At 58.5% G+C, this 14,252-nt stretch carries 14 protein-coding genes, 1 tRNA gene and 2 pseudogenes; 11 read left to right on the forward strand and 6 right to left on the reverse strand.

Annotation, left to right across the window (positions count from 1 at the left end):
• Nucleotides 1-114 precede the first annotated feature (114 nt).
• The 4 genes from tenA (at nucleotide 115) to AC1ECN_RS24645 (ending at nucleotide 3,409) form a co-directional block, all read left to right on the forward strand.
• Complete coding sequence (gene tenA, locus AC1ECN_RS24630; protein ID WP_026170763.1) at nucleotides 115-813, forward strand: thiaminase II; 699 nt, start codon at nucleotides 115-117, stop codon at nucleotides 811-813.
• Nucleotides 814-889: 76 nt separating this feature from the next.
• Nucleotides 890-2,722: a translation elongation factor 4 gene (gene lepA, locus AC1ECN_RS24635; RefSeq protein ID WP_477954374.1), complete on the forward strand. Its 1,833-nt coding sequence runs from the start codon at nucleotides 890-892 to the stop codon at nucleotides 2,720-2,722.
• A gap of 58 nt (nucleotides 2,723-2,780) precedes the next feature.
• Nucleotides 2,781-3,011 carry a type II toxin-antitoxin system CcdA family antitoxin gene (locus AC1ECN_RS24640; protein WP_003544591.1) on the forward strand — a complete coding sequence of 77 codons (231 nt, stop codon included), beginning with the start codon at nucleotides 2,781-2,783 and terminating at the stop codon, nucleotides 3,009-3,011.
• Between the two features lie 98 nt (nucleotides 3,012-3,109).
• The gene (locus AC1ECN_RS24645) at nucleotides 3,110-3,409 is read left to right on the forward strand and encodes a CcdB family protein (protein ID WP_130673415.1); all 300 of its coding nucleotides are present in this window, start codon (nucleotides 3,110-3,112) and stop codon (nucleotides 3,407-3,409) included.
• A 3-nt stretch (nucleotides 3,410-3,412) separates the two neighbouring features.
• Here the strand turns inward: AC1ECN_RS24645 and AC1ECN_RS24650 are convergent, their stop codons facing one another.
• The 4 genes and pseudogenes from AC1ECN_RS24650 to AC1ECN_RS24665 form a co-directional block, all read right to left on the reverse strand.
• The gene (locus tag AC1ECN_RS24650; RefSeq protein WP_130673414.1) at nucleotides 3,413-3,865 is read right to left on the reverse strand and encodes a GFA family protein; all 453 of its coding nucleotides are present in this window, start codon (nucleotides 3,863-3,865) and stop codon (nucleotides 3,413-3,415) included.
• Nucleotides 3,866-4,063: 198 nt separating this feature from the next.
• A pseudogene (locus tag AC1ECN_RS24655) lies at nucleotides 4,064-4,207 on the reverse strand (DapH/DapD/GlmU-related protein); the annotation flags it as partial.
• 240 nt (nucleotides 4,208-4,447) lie between these two features.
• A pseudogene (locus AC1ECN_RS24660) lies at nucleotides 4,448-4,606 on the reverse strand (maltose acetyltransferase domain-containing protein); the annotation flags it as partial.
• 11 nt (nucleotides 4,607-4,617) lie between these two features.
• Nucleotides 4,618-5,394 carry a type 1 glutamine amidotransferase gene (locus tag AC1ECN_RS24665; RefSeq protein WP_197727431.1) on the reverse strand — a complete coding sequence of 259 codons (777 nt, stop codon included), beginning with the start codon at nucleotides 5,392-5,394 and terminating at the stop codon, nucleotides 4,618-4,620.
• Between the two features lie 203 nt (nucleotides 5,395-5,597).
• On the opposite strand from AC1ECN_RS24665, the gene AC1ECN_RS24670 reads away from it, so the two are divergent.
• Nucleotides 5,598-5,891 (forward strand): Rdx family protein, encoded by a 294-nt coding sequence (locus AC1ECN_RS24670; protein ID WP_017966569.1) that lies wholly within the window; start codon nucleotides 5,598-5,600, stop codon nucleotides 5,889-5,891.
• A gap of 9 nt (nucleotides 5,892-5,900) precedes the next feature.
• On the opposite strand, the gene AC1ECN_RS24675 is transcribed toward AC1ECN_RS24670, so the two are convergent.
• Nucleotides 5,901-6,320, reverse strand: coding sequence for a BA14K family protein (locus AC1ECN_RS24675; protein ID WP_064653391.1), 420 nt, complete (start codon nucleotides 6,318-6,320; stop codon nucleotides 5,901-5,903).
• Nucleotides 6,321-6,488: 168 nt separating this feature from the next.
• Here AC1ECN_RS24675 and AC1ECN_RS24680 point away from each other — a divergent pair.
• The 3 genes from AC1ECN_RS24680 (at nucleotide 6,489) to AC1ECN_RS24690 (ending at nucleotide 9,610) form a co-directional block, all read left to right on the forward strand.
• A tRNA-Leu gene (locus AC1ECN_RS24680) sits at nucleotides 6,489-6,575 on the forward strand.
• Nucleotides 6,576-6,661: 86 nt separating this feature from the next.
• Complete coding sequence (locus AC1ECN_RS24685) at nucleotides 6,662-8,365, forward strand: site-specific integrase (protein ID WP_164582151.1); 1,704 nt, start codon at nucleotides 6,662-6,664, stop codon at nucleotides 8,363-8,365.
• A gap of 306 nt (nucleotides 8,366-8,671) precedes the next feature.
• Complete coding sequence (locus tag AC1ECN_RS24690; RefSeq protein WP_130725931.1) at nucleotides 8,672-9,610, forward strand: hypothetical protein; 939 nt, start codon at nucleotides 8,672-8,674, stop codon at nucleotides 9,608-9,610.
• A 673-nt stretch (nucleotides 9,611-10,283) separates the two neighbouring features.
• On the opposite strand, the gene AC1ECN_RS24695 is transcribed toward AC1ECN_RS24690, so the two are convergent.
• Nucleotides 10,284-10,799 (reverse strand): hypothetical protein, encoded by a 516-nt coding sequence (locus AC1ECN_RS24695; RefSeq protein ID WP_165586399.1) that lies wholly within the window; start codon nucleotides 10,797-10,799, stop codon nucleotides 10,284-10,286.
• Nucleotides 10,800-12,030: 1,231 nt separating this feature from the next.
• Between AC1ECN_RS24695 and AC1ECN_RS24700 the strand changes: the two genes are divergently transcribed.
• Genes AC1ECN_RS24700 through AC1ECN_RS24710 form a run of 3 tightly spaced genes read left to right on the forward strand, consistent with a single transcriptional unit; the run spans nucleotide 12,031 to nucleotide 14,164 of the window.
• Nucleotides 12,031-12,399, forward strand: coding sequence for a hypothetical protein (locus AC1ECN_RS24700; RefSeq protein WP_164000733.1), 369 nt, complete (start codon nucleotides 12,031-12,033; stop codon nucleotides 12,397-12,399).
• A 38-nt stretch (nucleotides 12,400-12,437) separates the two neighbouring features.
• Nucleotides 12,438-12,995 (forward strand): virion core protein, T7 gp14 family, encoded by a 558-nt coding sequence (locus AC1ECN_RS24705; protein WP_130673410.1) that lies wholly within the window; start codon nucleotides 12,438-12,440, stop codon nucleotides 12,993-12,995.
• 29 nt (nucleotides 12,996-13,024) lie between these two features.
• The gene (locus AC1ECN_RS24710; protein ID WP_164582520.1) at nucleotides 13,025-14,164 is read left to right on the forward strand and encodes an HNH endonuclease signature motif containing protein; all 1,140 of its coding nucleotides are present in this window, start codon (nucleotides 13,025-13,027) and stop codon (nucleotides 14,162-14,164) included.
• The last annotated feature ends 88 nt before the right edge of the window (nucleotides 14,165-14,252 follow it).

Here is a 14,252-nt window from a genome sequence, read left to right on the forward strand (position 1 = left end):
AAGAGAAATACATTATCCGATGATGGAATCAAGTGCCTATGAAAAGCGGCCAAACGCGCCTTGCTTTCGCCGCTGCGCCGTCCATATATGGCGGCGTAATCCGAGGAGAGAGTGATGGACGCCAGCACGCAGAGCACGGACACGACGGGAAGCTTCACGGCTGCCGCCTGGGACAGGATCGCTCCGATCATGGCCGAAATCGAGGTCTTGCCGCTGCTGCAGCGCCTTTCGGACGGCACGCTGCCGCCCGAGGTGTTCCGGCACTACATCCTGCAGGATGCGCTCTACCTGAAGCATTATGCGCGATGCCTTGCGATCGTCGCGGCCAAGGCGCCCGACAATGCGCAGGTCCTGCGTTTCCTCGGTTCGGCGCAGAAGGCGATCACCGTCGAGCAGGGCCTGCATGCCGGCTTCCTCACCCAGTTCGGCATCACGTCTGCGGACGTCACATCAGCCGAACCCTCGCCTGCCGGCTTTGCCTATACGAACTTCCTGCTTGCCACCGCCTATCACAGTTCCTACGCGGTGGCGCTGTCCTCCATCCTTCCCTGCTTCTGGATTTACTGGCACGTCGGCGAAGCGATCAAGAACCGGCCTGTTATCGAGGGCAATGCCTTCCAGGCCTGGATCAACACCTATGGCGATCCGCAATTTGCCGCCGGTGCCCGTGAGGTGATCGCGCTGACCGACATCGCCGCGCGCACCGCATCGCCGGTGGAACGGGCGCAGATGACCGATGTCTTCGTGCGCGCCTCGCAATATGAATGGATGTTCTGGGATTCCGCCTGGCGGCTGGAGACGTGGCCGGTCTGATAGGCGACCGACACAGGACGAAATAGCGTAAACAGCGGGATAATTACCGCTTTGCGGCAGGGGGCGGCGCTGCTATATGGCGCGCATGAGCACCAATTCCACCACTCCGCTGTCCCATATCCGCAACTTTTCGATCGTGGCCCATATCGACCACGGCAAATCGACGCTGGCCGACCGCCTGATCCAGACGACGGGCGGCCTTGCCGAGCGCGAAATGTCCGAGCAGGTGCTCGACAATATGGATATCGAGCGCGAGCGCGGCATCACCATCAAGGCCCAGACCGTGCGCCTGCATTACCAGGCGAACAACGGCGAGAAATACATTCTCAACCTGATCGACACGCCCGGCCATGTCGACTTCGCCTATGAAGTCTCACGGTCGCTGTCGGCCTGTGAGGGTTCGCTGCTTGTCGTCGACGCCAGCCAGGGCGTCGAAGCGCAGACGCTCGCCAACGTCTACCAGGCGATCGACAACAATCACGAGATCGTCACCGTCCTCAACAAGATCGACCTGCCGGCGGCCGAACCCGACCGCATCAAGGAACAGATCGAGGAAGTGATCGGCATCGACGCTTCGGAGGCGGTGCTGATTTCGGCAAAGACCGGCCTTGGCATTCCCGATGTGCTGGAAGCGATCGTCCACAAGCTGCCGGCGCCGAAGAGTCCCGGCGGCGAAAAGGCGCCGCTGAAGGCGCTGCTCGTCGACAGCTGGTACGACGCCTATCTCGGCGTCATGGTTCTGGTCCGCGTCATCGACGGCGTGCTGACCAAGGGCCAGACGGTGCGGATGATGGGCACCGATGCAAAATACCAGGTGGAGCGCGTCGGCGTGCTGACGCCGAAGATGGTCAACATCGACCGCCTCGGCCCCGGCGAGATCGGCTTCATCACCGCCTCGATCAAGGAAGTGGCCGATACCCGCGTCGGCGATACGATCACCGAAGACAAGCGGCCGACGGCCCAGGCGCTGCCGGGCTTCAAGCCGGCGCAGCCGGTGGTGTTCTGCGGCCTCTTCCCGGTCGATGCCGCCGATTTCGAGGATCTGCGCGCCGCCATGGGCAAGCTTCGCCTCAACGACGCCTCCTTCTCCTTCGAGATGGAATCGTCGGCGGCTCTCGGTTTCGGTTTCCGCTGCGGTTTCCTCGGCCTGCTGCATCTCGAAATCATCCAGGAACGGCTGGAGCGCGAGTTCGACCTCGACCTCATCGCCACCGCACCGTCGGTCGTCTACAAGATGTACATGACCGACGGCACGGAGCGCGAGCTGCACAACCCGGCCGACATGCCCGATGTCGTCAAGATCTCGGAAATCCATGAACCGTGGATCCGCGCGACGATCCTGACGCCCGACGATTATCTCGGCAGCATCCTGAAGCTCTGCCAGGACCGGCGCGGCATTCAGATCGAACTCACCTATGTCGGCACGCGCGCGATGCTGACCTACGACCTGCCGCTCAACGAAGTCGTGTTCGATTTCTACGACCGGCTGAAGTCGATCTCGAAGGGCTATGCCTCCTTCGACTACACGCTGACCGACCACCGCGAGGGCAACCTCGTGAAGATGTCGATCCTCGTCAACGGCGAACCGGTCGACGCGCTGTCGATGATGGTGCACCGGACGGCTGCCGAAAAGCGCGGCCGCGACATGTGCGAGAAGCTCAAGGAGCTGATCCCGAAGCACATGTTCAAGATCCCGATCCAGGCCGCAATCGGCGGCAACGTCATTGCCCGCGAGACGATCTMGGCGCTGCGCAAGGACGTGACCGCGAAATGCTACGGCGGCGACGCCACCCGCAAGCGCAAGCTGCTCGACAAGCAGAAGGCCGGCAAGAAGCGCATGCGCCAGTTCGGCAAGGTGGAGATTCCCCAGGAAGCCTTCATCGCGGCATTGAAGATGGGCGACGAATAACGCTTCTCAACGCCATCTTATGCGCATACAATGTGCGCATAAAGTTGAGGAGATCGTTATGGCTCAGCAGCCAAGAAAAGCAGCGAACCTGTCTCTTGACGAAGGTCTCGTCTCCCAGGCGCGCGAGCTCCAGATCAACATTTCCCGGGCGGCGGAAGATGGCATTGCAAAGGCCATAAAGGCGGAGCGCGAGCGGCTTTGGCGTATCGAGAACGCCGAGGCTATCCGTCTGGAAAACGAATATGTTGAAAAGCACGGCTTGCCCTTCGCCAAATACCGTCAGTTTTAGAGCGGTTCAACGTTCACGGAAGCGTAGAACCGCTCTAAGTTTTGCTTTTACGCAATTCCTGACGGAAAACCGCTTCGCACTTTTCCTGGAATGCTCTGGTGGCACGCCTTCACGTCTATCACCTCAAAAGCGGAAATCTCCTGGCCATCGATCTTCAGGCCAATCTGCTTGACGATCTGCCTTCGCGCGTCATGGTTCCGTTGCATCCAGTACAGGAACTGAGCTGGTCGATCTCGCGACTGAACCCACGCTTTCCTATTGAGAGTGAAACCTATGTCATGGCCACCCAGCGCATGGCATCGGTCCCGACCGCGGAAATTGGAAAAGTGGTGGCGGATCTTACCGCCGACAGCGATCGCATTATCGCTGCCGTCGACTTTCTCTTCCAGGGCTTCTGAGCCTCATCCGCTGCCCATATACTCCTTCACCAGCCCCTCATAGGCCTCCATCTCGGGCAGCGCCTCGTAGCTGTACACCGCGCCGGTCTCGGCGAAGGACAGCTTCTCGCTCGTCCAGGTCTCGATGAAGGGCGTGAACCAGCTCGGATCGTCGAGCATGGTCGCGCGCAGATTGACGAACCAGTCCATGCCTTCCGGCCGGGTGAACATCCAGCTCATGCAATGCGGGCAGAAATAATGCTTCGTGGCACCATGCAGGCCGCCGATCACCGGCTCGCCCTGCGTCACCTCGAAGCCTTCGCTCGGGATAGCCGCACTCAGCGAATAGGCGCTTGATGTCATCTTCTGGCACCCTGTGCAATGACAGGCCATGGTGAGCAGCGGTGGGGCGCTGATCTTCAATCGCACCCGGCCGCAACGGCAGCCGCCTTCCGTGGGTAAGGTTCGCACGCTCATGATGTCCTCCCGTTTCGTCTTCTGATCTAGCGGAACTTTCGCCGCTGTCGAGATGGCAAGATCATCGCGGAATGGCCGGCCTTGCCGGCGTTAGAGCATTTCCCTTTTTCTCCGAATCACGGAAATGCTCTATCTCTTTGTTTTCACGCAATTCCGGACGCAAAACCGCTACGCACTTTTGCTGGAATTGCTCTAGCGGATGCGGGCTGGATTGCCGACCACGGTTGCGCCGGCCGGCACATCCCTGGTCACCACCGCACCGGCGCCGACAATTGCGCCGTCGCCGATCGTGACGCCGCCGAGGATGATGGCGCAGCCGCCGATCCAGACATCGCTGCCGATGGTGACAGGTCGGGCGATCTCGATGCCGGTGCTGCGCAGTGCCGGCTCCTTGTGATGCTCGGCGCAATAGATCTGCACGCCGGGGCCGAACATGCTGCGGTCGCCGATCGTCACCCTGCCGGAATCGAGAATGGTGCAGCCGGCATTGAAATAGACGCGTTCGCCGAGAGTGATATTGATGCCGTAGGAGCAGTGAAACGGCGCCTCGATGAAGACATTAGGCGCAGCCTGAGCAAAGAGCGCCTTCAGGGCTGGCGCCATCGCGCCGCGCTCATCCGGCGGCAGCGTATTGTGCGCATGGACGGCTACGCGCGCCTGCTGGCGCAAGAGATCGAGTTCATCATCGAGGCAGCAATACCATTCGCCTGCCGCCATCTTTTCGCGTTCGCTGGCCGGCATCGCACCGCCTCTCACGCCGAGGCCTGCGACAGCATTTCAACCTCTTGCCTCTCGATCAGGCTGACCCAGGCACGCGCGATGGCAAGGCCTGCAGCATCGGCGGCTCCGGCATGCCTTGCCGCCAGCTCGGCATGGTTCTCCAGCCAGCCCGGCGCGATGCGCGCAATCGTATCGGGGAATTCGGCTTTCCATTGCGCGACGACCGCTGAATTGGCCTCGAAATGGAACTGGGTGCCATAGACGGCGCGGCCGATGCGGAAGGCCTGGTTTTCGGCGACAAGGCTCGAGGCGAGGCGCACCGCGCCTTCGGGCAGCGAAAACGTATCGGCATGCCATTCGAAGATGGTGAACTCGCCGCCAAGCGCCGACAGCAGCGGATCGGCCCGGCCCTCGGCGGTGACGCCGATCCCGTGCCAGCCGAATTCCCGAGCGATCCCTAAGTGATTGTCGGCGCCATAGGCGCGGGCGAGGATCTGGCTGCCGAGGCAGATGCCGAGCACGGCCTTGCCGGCATCGCCGAAGCGGCGCGTGAGCCGGACGAGCTCCGGCAAGTAGGGGTGGGTTTCGTCATCCAGCGCGCTCTGCTCACCGCCGAGAACGACCAGCGCGTCATGGCCGGATATATCTTTCGGCAGGATGCCGTCCTGCCACACCCGGAACCACTCGATCTCCGCGCCGGCCTCGTCGAGAGCGGCGGCAAGCGCGCCGAGGCCGGTATTCCGCATGTTTTCGATGACTGCGACGCGCATAGGCTCTTCCTGGTATGGCCGACCACGGGAAGAGACCATGCCGGAGGGCGGCGCGCAAGACGCCAGAACAGGATTCAGGCTTTAGGCCGGTTCGGCCAAAAATCTGAATCCTGTTCTTAATTAAATAGTTAGAGCATGATGTCGCCCGAAAACCGCTTACACTTTTCGGCATCATCCTCTGCGAGGGCGATTGCGCGCACGCGCCACAGGGCTTAAATCTCAGCAAACGAAAGGATATCGCCATGACCGAAAAAGCCCGCGTCACGATCCTCTACTGCACCCAGTGCAACTGGCTGCTGCGCGCCAGCTGGATGGCGCAGGAGCTGCTGCATACTTTTTCCGACAGCCTCGGCGAAGTGGCGCTGATCCCCGCCACCGGCGGCAATTTCGAGATCCGCGTCAATGGCGATCTGATCTGGGAGCGCAAGCGCGACGGCGGTTTTCCCGGACCGAGGGAGCTGAAACAGCGGGTCCGCGACATCGTCGAGCCCGGCCGCGATCTCGGCCACGTCGACCGCGCCTCGCTCGAAAGCTGATCACGACGATCAGCGATAGGGCGAGCGGCAGGTCTTGTAGATGCCCTCATAGGTGAGGAAACGATCCGTCCTCGGATTGTAGGAGCGGTACTCGTTGCTGCACCAGGCGGCATGGCTGTTCATGTCGCGCGCCTTCGGCTGCACCCTTTGCACCGGCGGCGGATCATAGGTCAGCTGCGGCGGCCCGGCAGCGCCCGGCCGGTAATAGGTTGGCCCCGCGCCGCGCGGACGGTAGTTCGGCTGGACATAGGCGGGACGATGCCATTGCTGCGGCCCGAACCCGAAGCAGCCGCGAAAATCGCAGAGCGTCGACCCCGTATTGAGCGGCCCGACCCCCGGCTTGCCCAGCTTCAGCGAATCGGCCCCGGCGATGGCGGGCGTGAGAATGGCGAGAAGGCCAGCGAGCAGAAGCGTGCGGGGAGCAAGCATGATGCATTCCTTTCGATATTTCCTCTATATAGGGCGTGCCAACCGGAGCGCTATGCCGACCCTTCGGCGCTCCCTTGCATGTGATCGGCTGCTTTTTCGCCAACTGTCAGAAAAACTTCAAAAACCCAGTTGACAGTCAGGGGCCACCCCCTTACATCGCTCTCCGTCGCCCAGATGGCGGAATTGGTAGACGCGCCAGCTTCAGGTGCTGGTACCCGAAAGGGTGTGGAGGTTCGAGTCCTCTTCTGGGCACCATCCGTTTTAGTCCCCCTTGAAATCGTTATTATAATAGCATTTCAAGGGGTTGACTGCTCCTCACTGTCACACAGGAGCGCCCCACAATGGTAATGCGGATCTCCCGACCGATGAAGCGCGCTGGCACGAAGAACGAGCAATTTAAGAAGCGCGTGCCTACCGCTCTCCTGCCCCTTTTGCGCGGCAAAAAGCTCTCGATCTACCTTCCCGAAACGACCGCACCGGACAGCGCCACCTACATGGTCACGGTCACGCTAGGCGATATGATCACCTTTTCCCTCGGCGCTCCCGTCTCGCGACTGGCTAAAGTTCGTCATGCCGCAGCCTTAGGCCATGTCGAAGCATTCCTAGATGCAGCGCAGCGCGGGCCTGAAGATCTTTCCCATATGGATATCACCTCTTTGTTGGGCGAGATCCACAAAGCACTCCTTGCCCAGTATGAGGCCGATCCCCCGGCGCGCCATAAGATTGTCGTGGACGATGGGGTCGAGGAGTGGAGCGAGCTTTCCGAGTGGCAGGACATGATCACCGACGCCGAAGAGGGCATTCGAACGCTGACGCCCCAGGGCAGAGCCGCCGCCGTCGCACGTGTTAGCCGCATCGTCGACCTTGACGCTTTCCTGTCCGCCCGCGCCTTGGTGCTGTCAGAGAAGTCCTATCGGGATCTGGTCGAAGGGCTACCGGCGACCTTGAGGCGGGTGGCGGAAACGCTCGCGCAGCGCAGCCACGGAAACTACGCGACCGACCCTTACGCGGCGCAATACCCGCAATGGAAAGCCAAGACCACCGCCGCGCGGCGCTCGACCGATGAGTACGTCAAGACCTTCGACGATCTCTTCGACCGCTGGAAGGCGGCGGACAAGCGCGCTGCTTCTACGATTTCGACATGGCGCGGCTACTTGGCGCGCTTTACGAAGTTCGTAGGGCACGATGATCCGCACCGGGTTGAGCGTGCCGACGCCCTGCGCTGGAAGGACGCGCTTATAGCTGAAGGCCTTAAGAAGATCTCGACAACCTACCTCGCCGCGCTCAACACGCTATATCGCTTCGGTCTCAGAGACAGCGAGACGACCGGTATCAACCGCAATCCCTTCGAAGGCGTGAAGGCACCACAGAAGGCCGTGGCAGGGACAAGGCGTTTGCCTTTCACCCGCCCCGAGGTGGCGCTTATACTCAGTGCCGCGCGTAAGGAAACGCTTGCGCACCTCCGTTGGATACCGTGGCTCCAAGCCCAGACAGGCTCGCGTGTCGCAGAGATAGCGCAGCTTTGGGCAACCATGGTCATCACCGATGATGCTGGTAACCCCTGTCTCAATATCACCACCGCACCGGACGGCGGGTCGCTTAAGAACGAAGGATCGGAGAGGATTGTACCACTACACCCTGACCTCATTGCAGATGGCTTCCTTGAGTTCGTAAAGACACGCGGCAAGGGCCCGTTGTTCTACGGCGGCAGCAAGGGCAAGGCGGCAATCCAGCTGCGAGACGATCAGAAGCACCCTTCGAAGGGTGTCAGTAATCGGGTAGGCACTTGGGTACGCGGATTGGGTATCACCGACAAGCGTAAGGGACCGACGCATTCGTTCAGGCATTGGTTTAAGTCGGAGCTTCCGCGCGTCTCGAAGTGCAACATCCGCTTGGTTGATGTGATTCAAGGCCACGCTGCTGAAAGTGACGCAGCTGGATATCATCATGCGGAAACAACCGAGATGCTTGAGGCTATCTCAAAGCTCGACCTCAAAGGGATGGCCGACAGCGTGCCAAAGGCCGAGCAGCTGACAGACGCATAAAGCGGCAGTAGCATAGCAGAACGCAGCGCGTCATGTGGGGAGGCGCGCTGCGGGTTCAGATCAGCGTAGGCTGAGGCGGGTGGCTTTGGCGCGCGCTGTGTCAGACAATTCTTATTATTTTGGAAGACAAGGGAAATAAACGGCGGGCGATGAGCGCCTCGAAGGCTTCCAGTTCAAATAGTAGGCAAGCGCAATCGCATAGATGTAGGCATTGCAAGGTAGGCAGGTGCTCTACAACCTGTGGATATCCATCCGAGGCTTACGAAAGCGCCTTGCGAGCGTATATTTGCATAATACGCTAATCTGATGGTTGAGAACTTCGAGTACGATGTCGCCTTTTCTTTTGCCGCTCAAGATGAAGCCATCGCGACGGAACTAAACGACTTACTGTCCGATCGTCTGAAAACATTCATATATTCAGAACGGCAGAAAGAGATTGCCGGTCGAGACGGTCAGGAGGCATTTAGCGAGGTTTATGCACAAAAGGCGCGACTAGTCGTCGTGCTCTATCGAGAAACCTGGGGCCAAACTCCCTGGACCCGCGTGGAGATGGGTGCGATCAAGAACCGATCTTTGCAAGACGGATGGGATTTCACAGTCTTCATCCCCACTGAGGCAAAGCGGACAATGCCCGCATGGGTTCCTAAAACGCGATTGTACGTCGATTTAGAGCGCTGGGGTTCTCAAGGTGCGGCGGCCGTGATTGAGGCGCGCGCCACAGAACTAGGCGCTAACTTTCGCGAGGAGACTTTTGTAGATAGGGCTGCTCGCCACCAAAGGTCTGAGGCGCTTAAGGAATTACAAGAACAATTCCTTAGAAGCGATAAAGGGGTCAATGCAGCGCGTGCCGCTTTCAAGACGGTGAAAAGTACCATTGCGGAACGCGCCGTCGAGATGCCGAACCTCGGAATAAAATTCGTAGACAAAGGTGATTTCGCGATTGTAAGCGGTGCGCGTGGCGTGCATTTGATCATTTCATGGTCACCACAATACTCGAACTCTATTGAGAACGTTTATTTAGAGGCAAAGTATTTCAAGGGCTTTCCGAAGATGCCAGGCTTTTATGCGTCGTTCGAGAAAGCGGTGCTCAAAAAATCCGTGAAGATACCGTATCTGCTGGTCCGAGAAGGGGCCACTTCATACGTTGACAGCACTGGGGGCACTAAACGTGAGATGACGTCCGAAAAGCTGGCTGATGATTTGCTTTACACCTTGCTGGGGGTTATCGAGCGGGAGAGGGAATAGACCGGTCCGTTCTCTTGAAACCGTTGAGCTAATAGAGGGTGGCAGTAAACGCTATGCAGAAAACATGGGCAGCACTTGGCATCCTTTTAGTGGCGGTTGGGACGCCAGCTCGTTCCGAGAATACATTCCTGATAGGCATAGGTTTGCGAAGCTGCGCATACTGGCTGTCAACACCAAGCACTGTGAATGAAGGCAGCGGTTGGCTTTGGGGCTTTTGGACCGGTMTCAATTACGCGACATCTTCTCACATGGTAGGGCAAAGTACCGACGCCGAAGGAATACGTGGCGCTGTCCGCAAGATATGTGAAAACGCGCCGGAAACTAATCTGGCTGATGCAGCAGCCATGGCGTATGCGGCTTTCCGCAAGGACGGAAAGTAGCCGGGCTAATATTGGGACGTCACCTATTCGAGGCGTCTGGCAGACGTTATGCGTGCTAATTGGTCGGACTTTGCGGGGATGCTGCGAAGTGTAGATTCGATGAACCGCGCGTTGCATGGATTGAACATGCTGCGAGGCACGATTGCGCATTGCGGAGTACTCGCGGACGACGAAGTGGACCGGCTTCAGATGTCAATACGTCACTGGTTTAGAGTGCTCGAAGGCCAAAATCTTAGCCTTAAATAACAAGTCTGCCTTCCCATAAAGTGAGCTTCGCAAAACGTCTAATTTGGTCAGCCGTGGATAAACTCTTCCTCCTCCTGCAATAAAAAGAACAGATCTACGGGAACGTAGTTCGTTATTGTTTTGTTGCAGCTAATCCTAATCTTGCCAGTGTATTTTTTTGTTGAGACGGTTTTCAGGTCATATGTAAATGCCGATGAAAACTTCAAAGAACGCGACCCGTTTGGAATTACGAAGCTGTCATTATAAGTCCCGGAAATTGAATTTTGCTTTGCGCCGCTTAGTTCGTAGTACTCCTCGGAATTGGTAGTTAAGTGTTTTATTTCCAGTTCAGCAACACATCCCTCAGCCGCTCCACCATTCTTGTTCTCCACCACACCCATTGCAACGACCTGATTGGGAGAATTAGCAAGACGGCCTACTTCGACATCCCTCAAACTGAGTTCTGCAATGAGGACCGGGGGTTGCTTCCAAAGCCCCTCAAGCGATCCCTGTATGTTGCCAACGTTGGTGAGAAAGGCAGCCAAGCCGGCTGTAGCCGCACCGACGAACACGAGAGGACCCATGATCCTGGTGTGCCAACCGGCGCTGGTCGAGGTCTTAGGTTTCATCTTAAAAGGTGTAGCACAGTTTCCGTCCTATCAGCAGTGGGCGGTTGAGGGCTGGAGGGAGGATTGCTTCGAAGCTCCACCCGAAATGAATAAGACGCCTCTTATGGAGGTATGACGCACTCTCCAGTATCTTAGCAAAGGAGATAAGAGCGCCGGTCTGGATGCATACGGATCAATTCCGACACTCTTGTGGGTAGGCACAAATGCAGAGCCTAGGCGCGCTAGTGCATCTGATCTAAAAACCTCGCTATCAAGCGTTCGACCAAAACCGACTCTCTTGGTACTGAGAAATAAGACCCCTTTTTAGGACATACGATCAGGCCGTCCGTACTTCTCCTATTCGACACTGCGACCCCGCGACTACCGCGAACCAGCACAACGCTGCTCCTTCGCTGGCCCAGCAGATCACATAGAGACGGGCACAGAGCGAGCCGTAGGGAGTCGTTGAAGCACATCCTATCTCCCGCCAAACCCATGCACCACCAACGCCACAACACGCAGCAGCAGCGCGCCGCGAGTCGGCAAATCGCCATTGGCCTCGAACGTCGGGCTGGAGCAAAGCGCGGACGAATAGATTTCCAAGTCCGCTGCTAGTTCAGGGACCGCGCCCTCACTCGCGATCGAAAGTGACACTCTTGATGATAAGCTCCAAAGACACCAATGATAGCGGTAAGCAATAAGACCCCTGCTCTTGAGTGTAGGGTTCAAAGCTCCCTGATAGAGCAGTAGGGAACGAACCCTTCCATAGCTAGCTTAAGGCCAAGCATGACGCCTAGCCCAGTGCTCTAGCGACAGGGGCTTGGAAGGCAAAGGGGATGAAGGAAGAAACCTTACAGATATCATCTTCTCCGTTCATAGCTGACAGCCCGAGCCTACAGCAGCCACGCAAACAAACCGATCGACCATAGACGCGGCTTTGTCAGTACCCGGCGTTAATCCGTGGTCTCCCGCAAGGCCACCAGCGCCCGTATCAAGCCCGGCGCAACAATACCCGAGGCCAAGCCTTTGACGCAGAAGCTGCGCCCGCCGCGAGCTGACAAAGAGCCGGCCATAAACACCCATTTACTCTGGATGCGTGCACGTGCGCGTCAGCTACGCGAGTGCCACAAGAAAGCCCCCACGCACGATGCCCGACCTACAAGAAGGCTTCCGAGCAATCGAAGAAGCCCCGCATTACGCTATCAATATGCAAGCCCGAGTGCTCCGCATCGGCACGGGCCGACCGGTCAAGCCCGACGCCAACAAGGTGGTTCAGCTGGCGGTTGACGGCAAGGTGATCAAGCGCCGCGTTACCGCCCTGCGTGCTCGCACCTTCGCGGCCGAACTGCTGGAGACTGTTACCCTCGATGGCGAAGAGTGGAGAACACCCGCGCGCTTCCCCGACTATAGGGTGTCAAATCTCTCTCGCGTCTATGCGGTCAAGAAGGCCATCATACTTGCTCCAGGCATCAACTCCGCAGGTATTCCCGGCGTGTGCCTCCCCGATCCTACAGGACTAGCCGACAGCTTCCCTTGGGTCTCAGTGCGCAGCCTCGTGGCTCGCGCTTTCTCCTAAACCCCCTTCACCCAACTACTTCACATAAAGGACTAGCCATGTGCGAACCCGTTACCATGGGCGTATTGACTGCGGGTCTCGGCGTGGCTCAAGCCCTCGGCGGCTACGCCCAGCAGCAGCAAGAAGCCGACAACCAGAATAAAATGTACGCCAAAAACGTGGCGAACGCTCAGGCAACATTTAGCTCTGAGCAGAACGTCCTGCAGCAGCAGGAAGTCCAGAAGAACCAAGCTCAGGCCCAAGACTCCTTCACCATGGACACGGAATACCAGCGCGTACGGGCGGAGCAGGAGAACGAATCTGCGTCTGAAGGACAAGCTGGTCTTTCCGTCGAAAGCCTCATGGCCGACCTCGACCGACAAGAAGCTGACCGTCAGGCCGCAAGCACGCAGAACCTTACGTGGGACGCGCTGGACAACATGGCCAAGCGTCAGGCGTCAGCATCGGCCTACGTCGACACCGTGCACAAAGTCCCGAAGGCAAAGGGGCCGTCCTTCGGCAATCTAGCCACCGGACTTGTTGGCGCTGGAATGCAGGGCTTCTCGTCGTTCCAAAGCCTCAAGACCCAGCAGAGCAAGCTAGCCTCTGGTCAATAGCTCCTGACATCTTAGGAAGATCTCGCCACATGACACAACCTATCGAAGAGGCGGGCCACGCCGCGCTTGCAGATGAAGAATGGGCAACAATCCCGAGCATCCCGACGCACGAAGCCAGTACGCATGGACGCATTAGAGTCGCCACCACGGGCGCGATTGTTGATCCGTATCTTCACCGCACAGGCTACATCTACATCATCCTGACCACGCCCGAAGGTCGACAGCCTCCGAAGCAGGTGCATAGGCTCGTGCTCGAAGCCCACCGAGGGCCGTGCCCTGAAGGTTTCGAATCTCTCCACCTGAACGACACACCGGCTTGCAACCTCCTCTCCAACCTCATCTGGAATACCAAGAAGGTAAATGGCAGGGCCAGGCGAACCGAGCGCAACAGGGGCGACCTGCGACGGCGTCGGTCTGAACGGTTCGCAATGGGTCGCGCAGACCTTTGCAAGGCCTACCGCAACGGGGCGACGCTGGCCTCCCTCGCTAAGACCTATCGCACAAGACGCGAGACAGTGAAGCGCATCCTCATGGAGGAAGGCATCGAGCTACGGGCCTCAGTGCGCACATTCGACCACGACTATATCTTTGCCCTGCACCGCGCAGGTTACAACACCCCGGCGATTGCTGCCGAAGTGGGATGCACAGTGGCGTGCGCGCGTACGGTCTTGCTTTCGGCTGGCATCACGCTCGACCGTAATACCATCGATCGCGACAGCTTGAAGGCGTTCCATGTTCAGGGTCTCCGACCATTCGAGATTGCCAAGCGAATGGATTGCGACTCGACGAGCGTCAGCCGCATTCTTGAAGAACTCGCCAGAGATGGAGAGATTACCTACCGGAAGCAGGAGGCCCGGCCGAAGGCAGACCTGGACCGCATCCGTGCACTTTCGGCAGAAGGCAAGAACAATGCTGAGATTGTCACCCTCACAGGATATTCGAGCGCGACTGTATGGAAGGCTAACGGCAACGCCAAATCTCAGCAGGTGGCCGCGCGCAACGCCCTCATTGTGCAGGAGTTCAAGGAAGGTCGGCATTCTACCGAGATTGCTGAAGCCCGTGGGATCGACGTTGAGTATGTGTTGCAGATGGTGCGTAAGGCAGGGCTGAAGGTGCAGCGCGGTGCAATCCGTACATCGTACGGTGCAGCATACGACCCCAAGCGCTAACTAGAGCCAGCGTGAAGAAGTCCCGAGATAGAAGGACAAGCACGCGCGGCTTAAACCGTGGCCGGAAATTTTATTAGCAGTGCGCGGC

The organism is Rhizobium sp. 01N447_2 (genome assembly GCF_056399245.1).

Bases quoted from the DNA above. Each gene is read 5' to 3' on its own strand.
- tenA (WP_026170763.1), top strand. From the start codon at position 115: ATGGACGCCAGCACGCAGAGCACGGACACGACGGGAAGCTTCACGGCT.
- AC1ECN_RS24640 (WP_003544591.1), top strand. From the start codon at position 2,781: ATGGCTCAGCAGCCAAGAAAAGCAGCGAACCTGTCTCTTGACGAAGGT.
- AC1ECN_RS24650 (WP_130673414.1), bottom strand. From the start codon at position 3,865: ATGAGCGTGCGAACCTTACCCACGGAAGGCGGCTGCCGTTGCGGCCGG.
- AC1ECN_RS24665 (WP_197727431.1), bottom strand. From the start codon at position 5,394: ATGGTCTCTTCCCGTGGTCGGCCATACCAGGAAGAGCCTATGCGCGTC.
- AC1ECN_RS24670 (WP_017966569.1), top strand. From the start codon at position 5,598: ATGACCGAAAAAGCCCGCGTCACGATCCTCTACTGCACCCAGTGCAAC.
- AC1ECN_RS24675 (WP_064653391.1), bottom strand. From the start codon at position 6,320: ATGCTTGCTCCCCGCACGCTTCTGCTCGCTGGCCTTCTCGCCATTCTC.
- AC1ECN_RS24685 (WP_164582151.1), top strand. From the start codon at position 6,662: ATGGTAATGCGGATCTCCCGACCGATGAAGCGCGCTGGCACGAAGAAC.
- AC1ECN_RS24690 (WP_130725931.1), top strand. From the start codon at position 8,672: ATGGTTGAGAACTTCGAGTACGATGTCGCCTTTTCTTTTGCCGCTCAA.
- AC1ECN_RS24695 (WP_165586399.1), bottom strand. From the start codon at position 10,799: ATGGGTCCTCTCGTGTTCGTCGGTGCGGCTACAGCCGGCTTGGCTGCC.
- AC1ECN_RS24700 (WP_164000733.1), top strand. From the start codon at position 12,031: ATGCAAGCCCGAGTGCTCCGCATCGGCACGGGCCGACCGGTCAAGCCC.
- AC1ECN_RS24705 (WP_130673410.1), top strand. From the start codon at position 12,438: ATGTGCGAACCCGTTACCATGGGCGTATTGACTGCGGGTCTCGGCGTG.
- AC1ECN_RS24710 (WP_164582520.1), top strand. From the start codon at position 13,025: ATGACACAACCTATCGAAGAGGCGGGCCACGCCGCGCTTGCAGATGAA.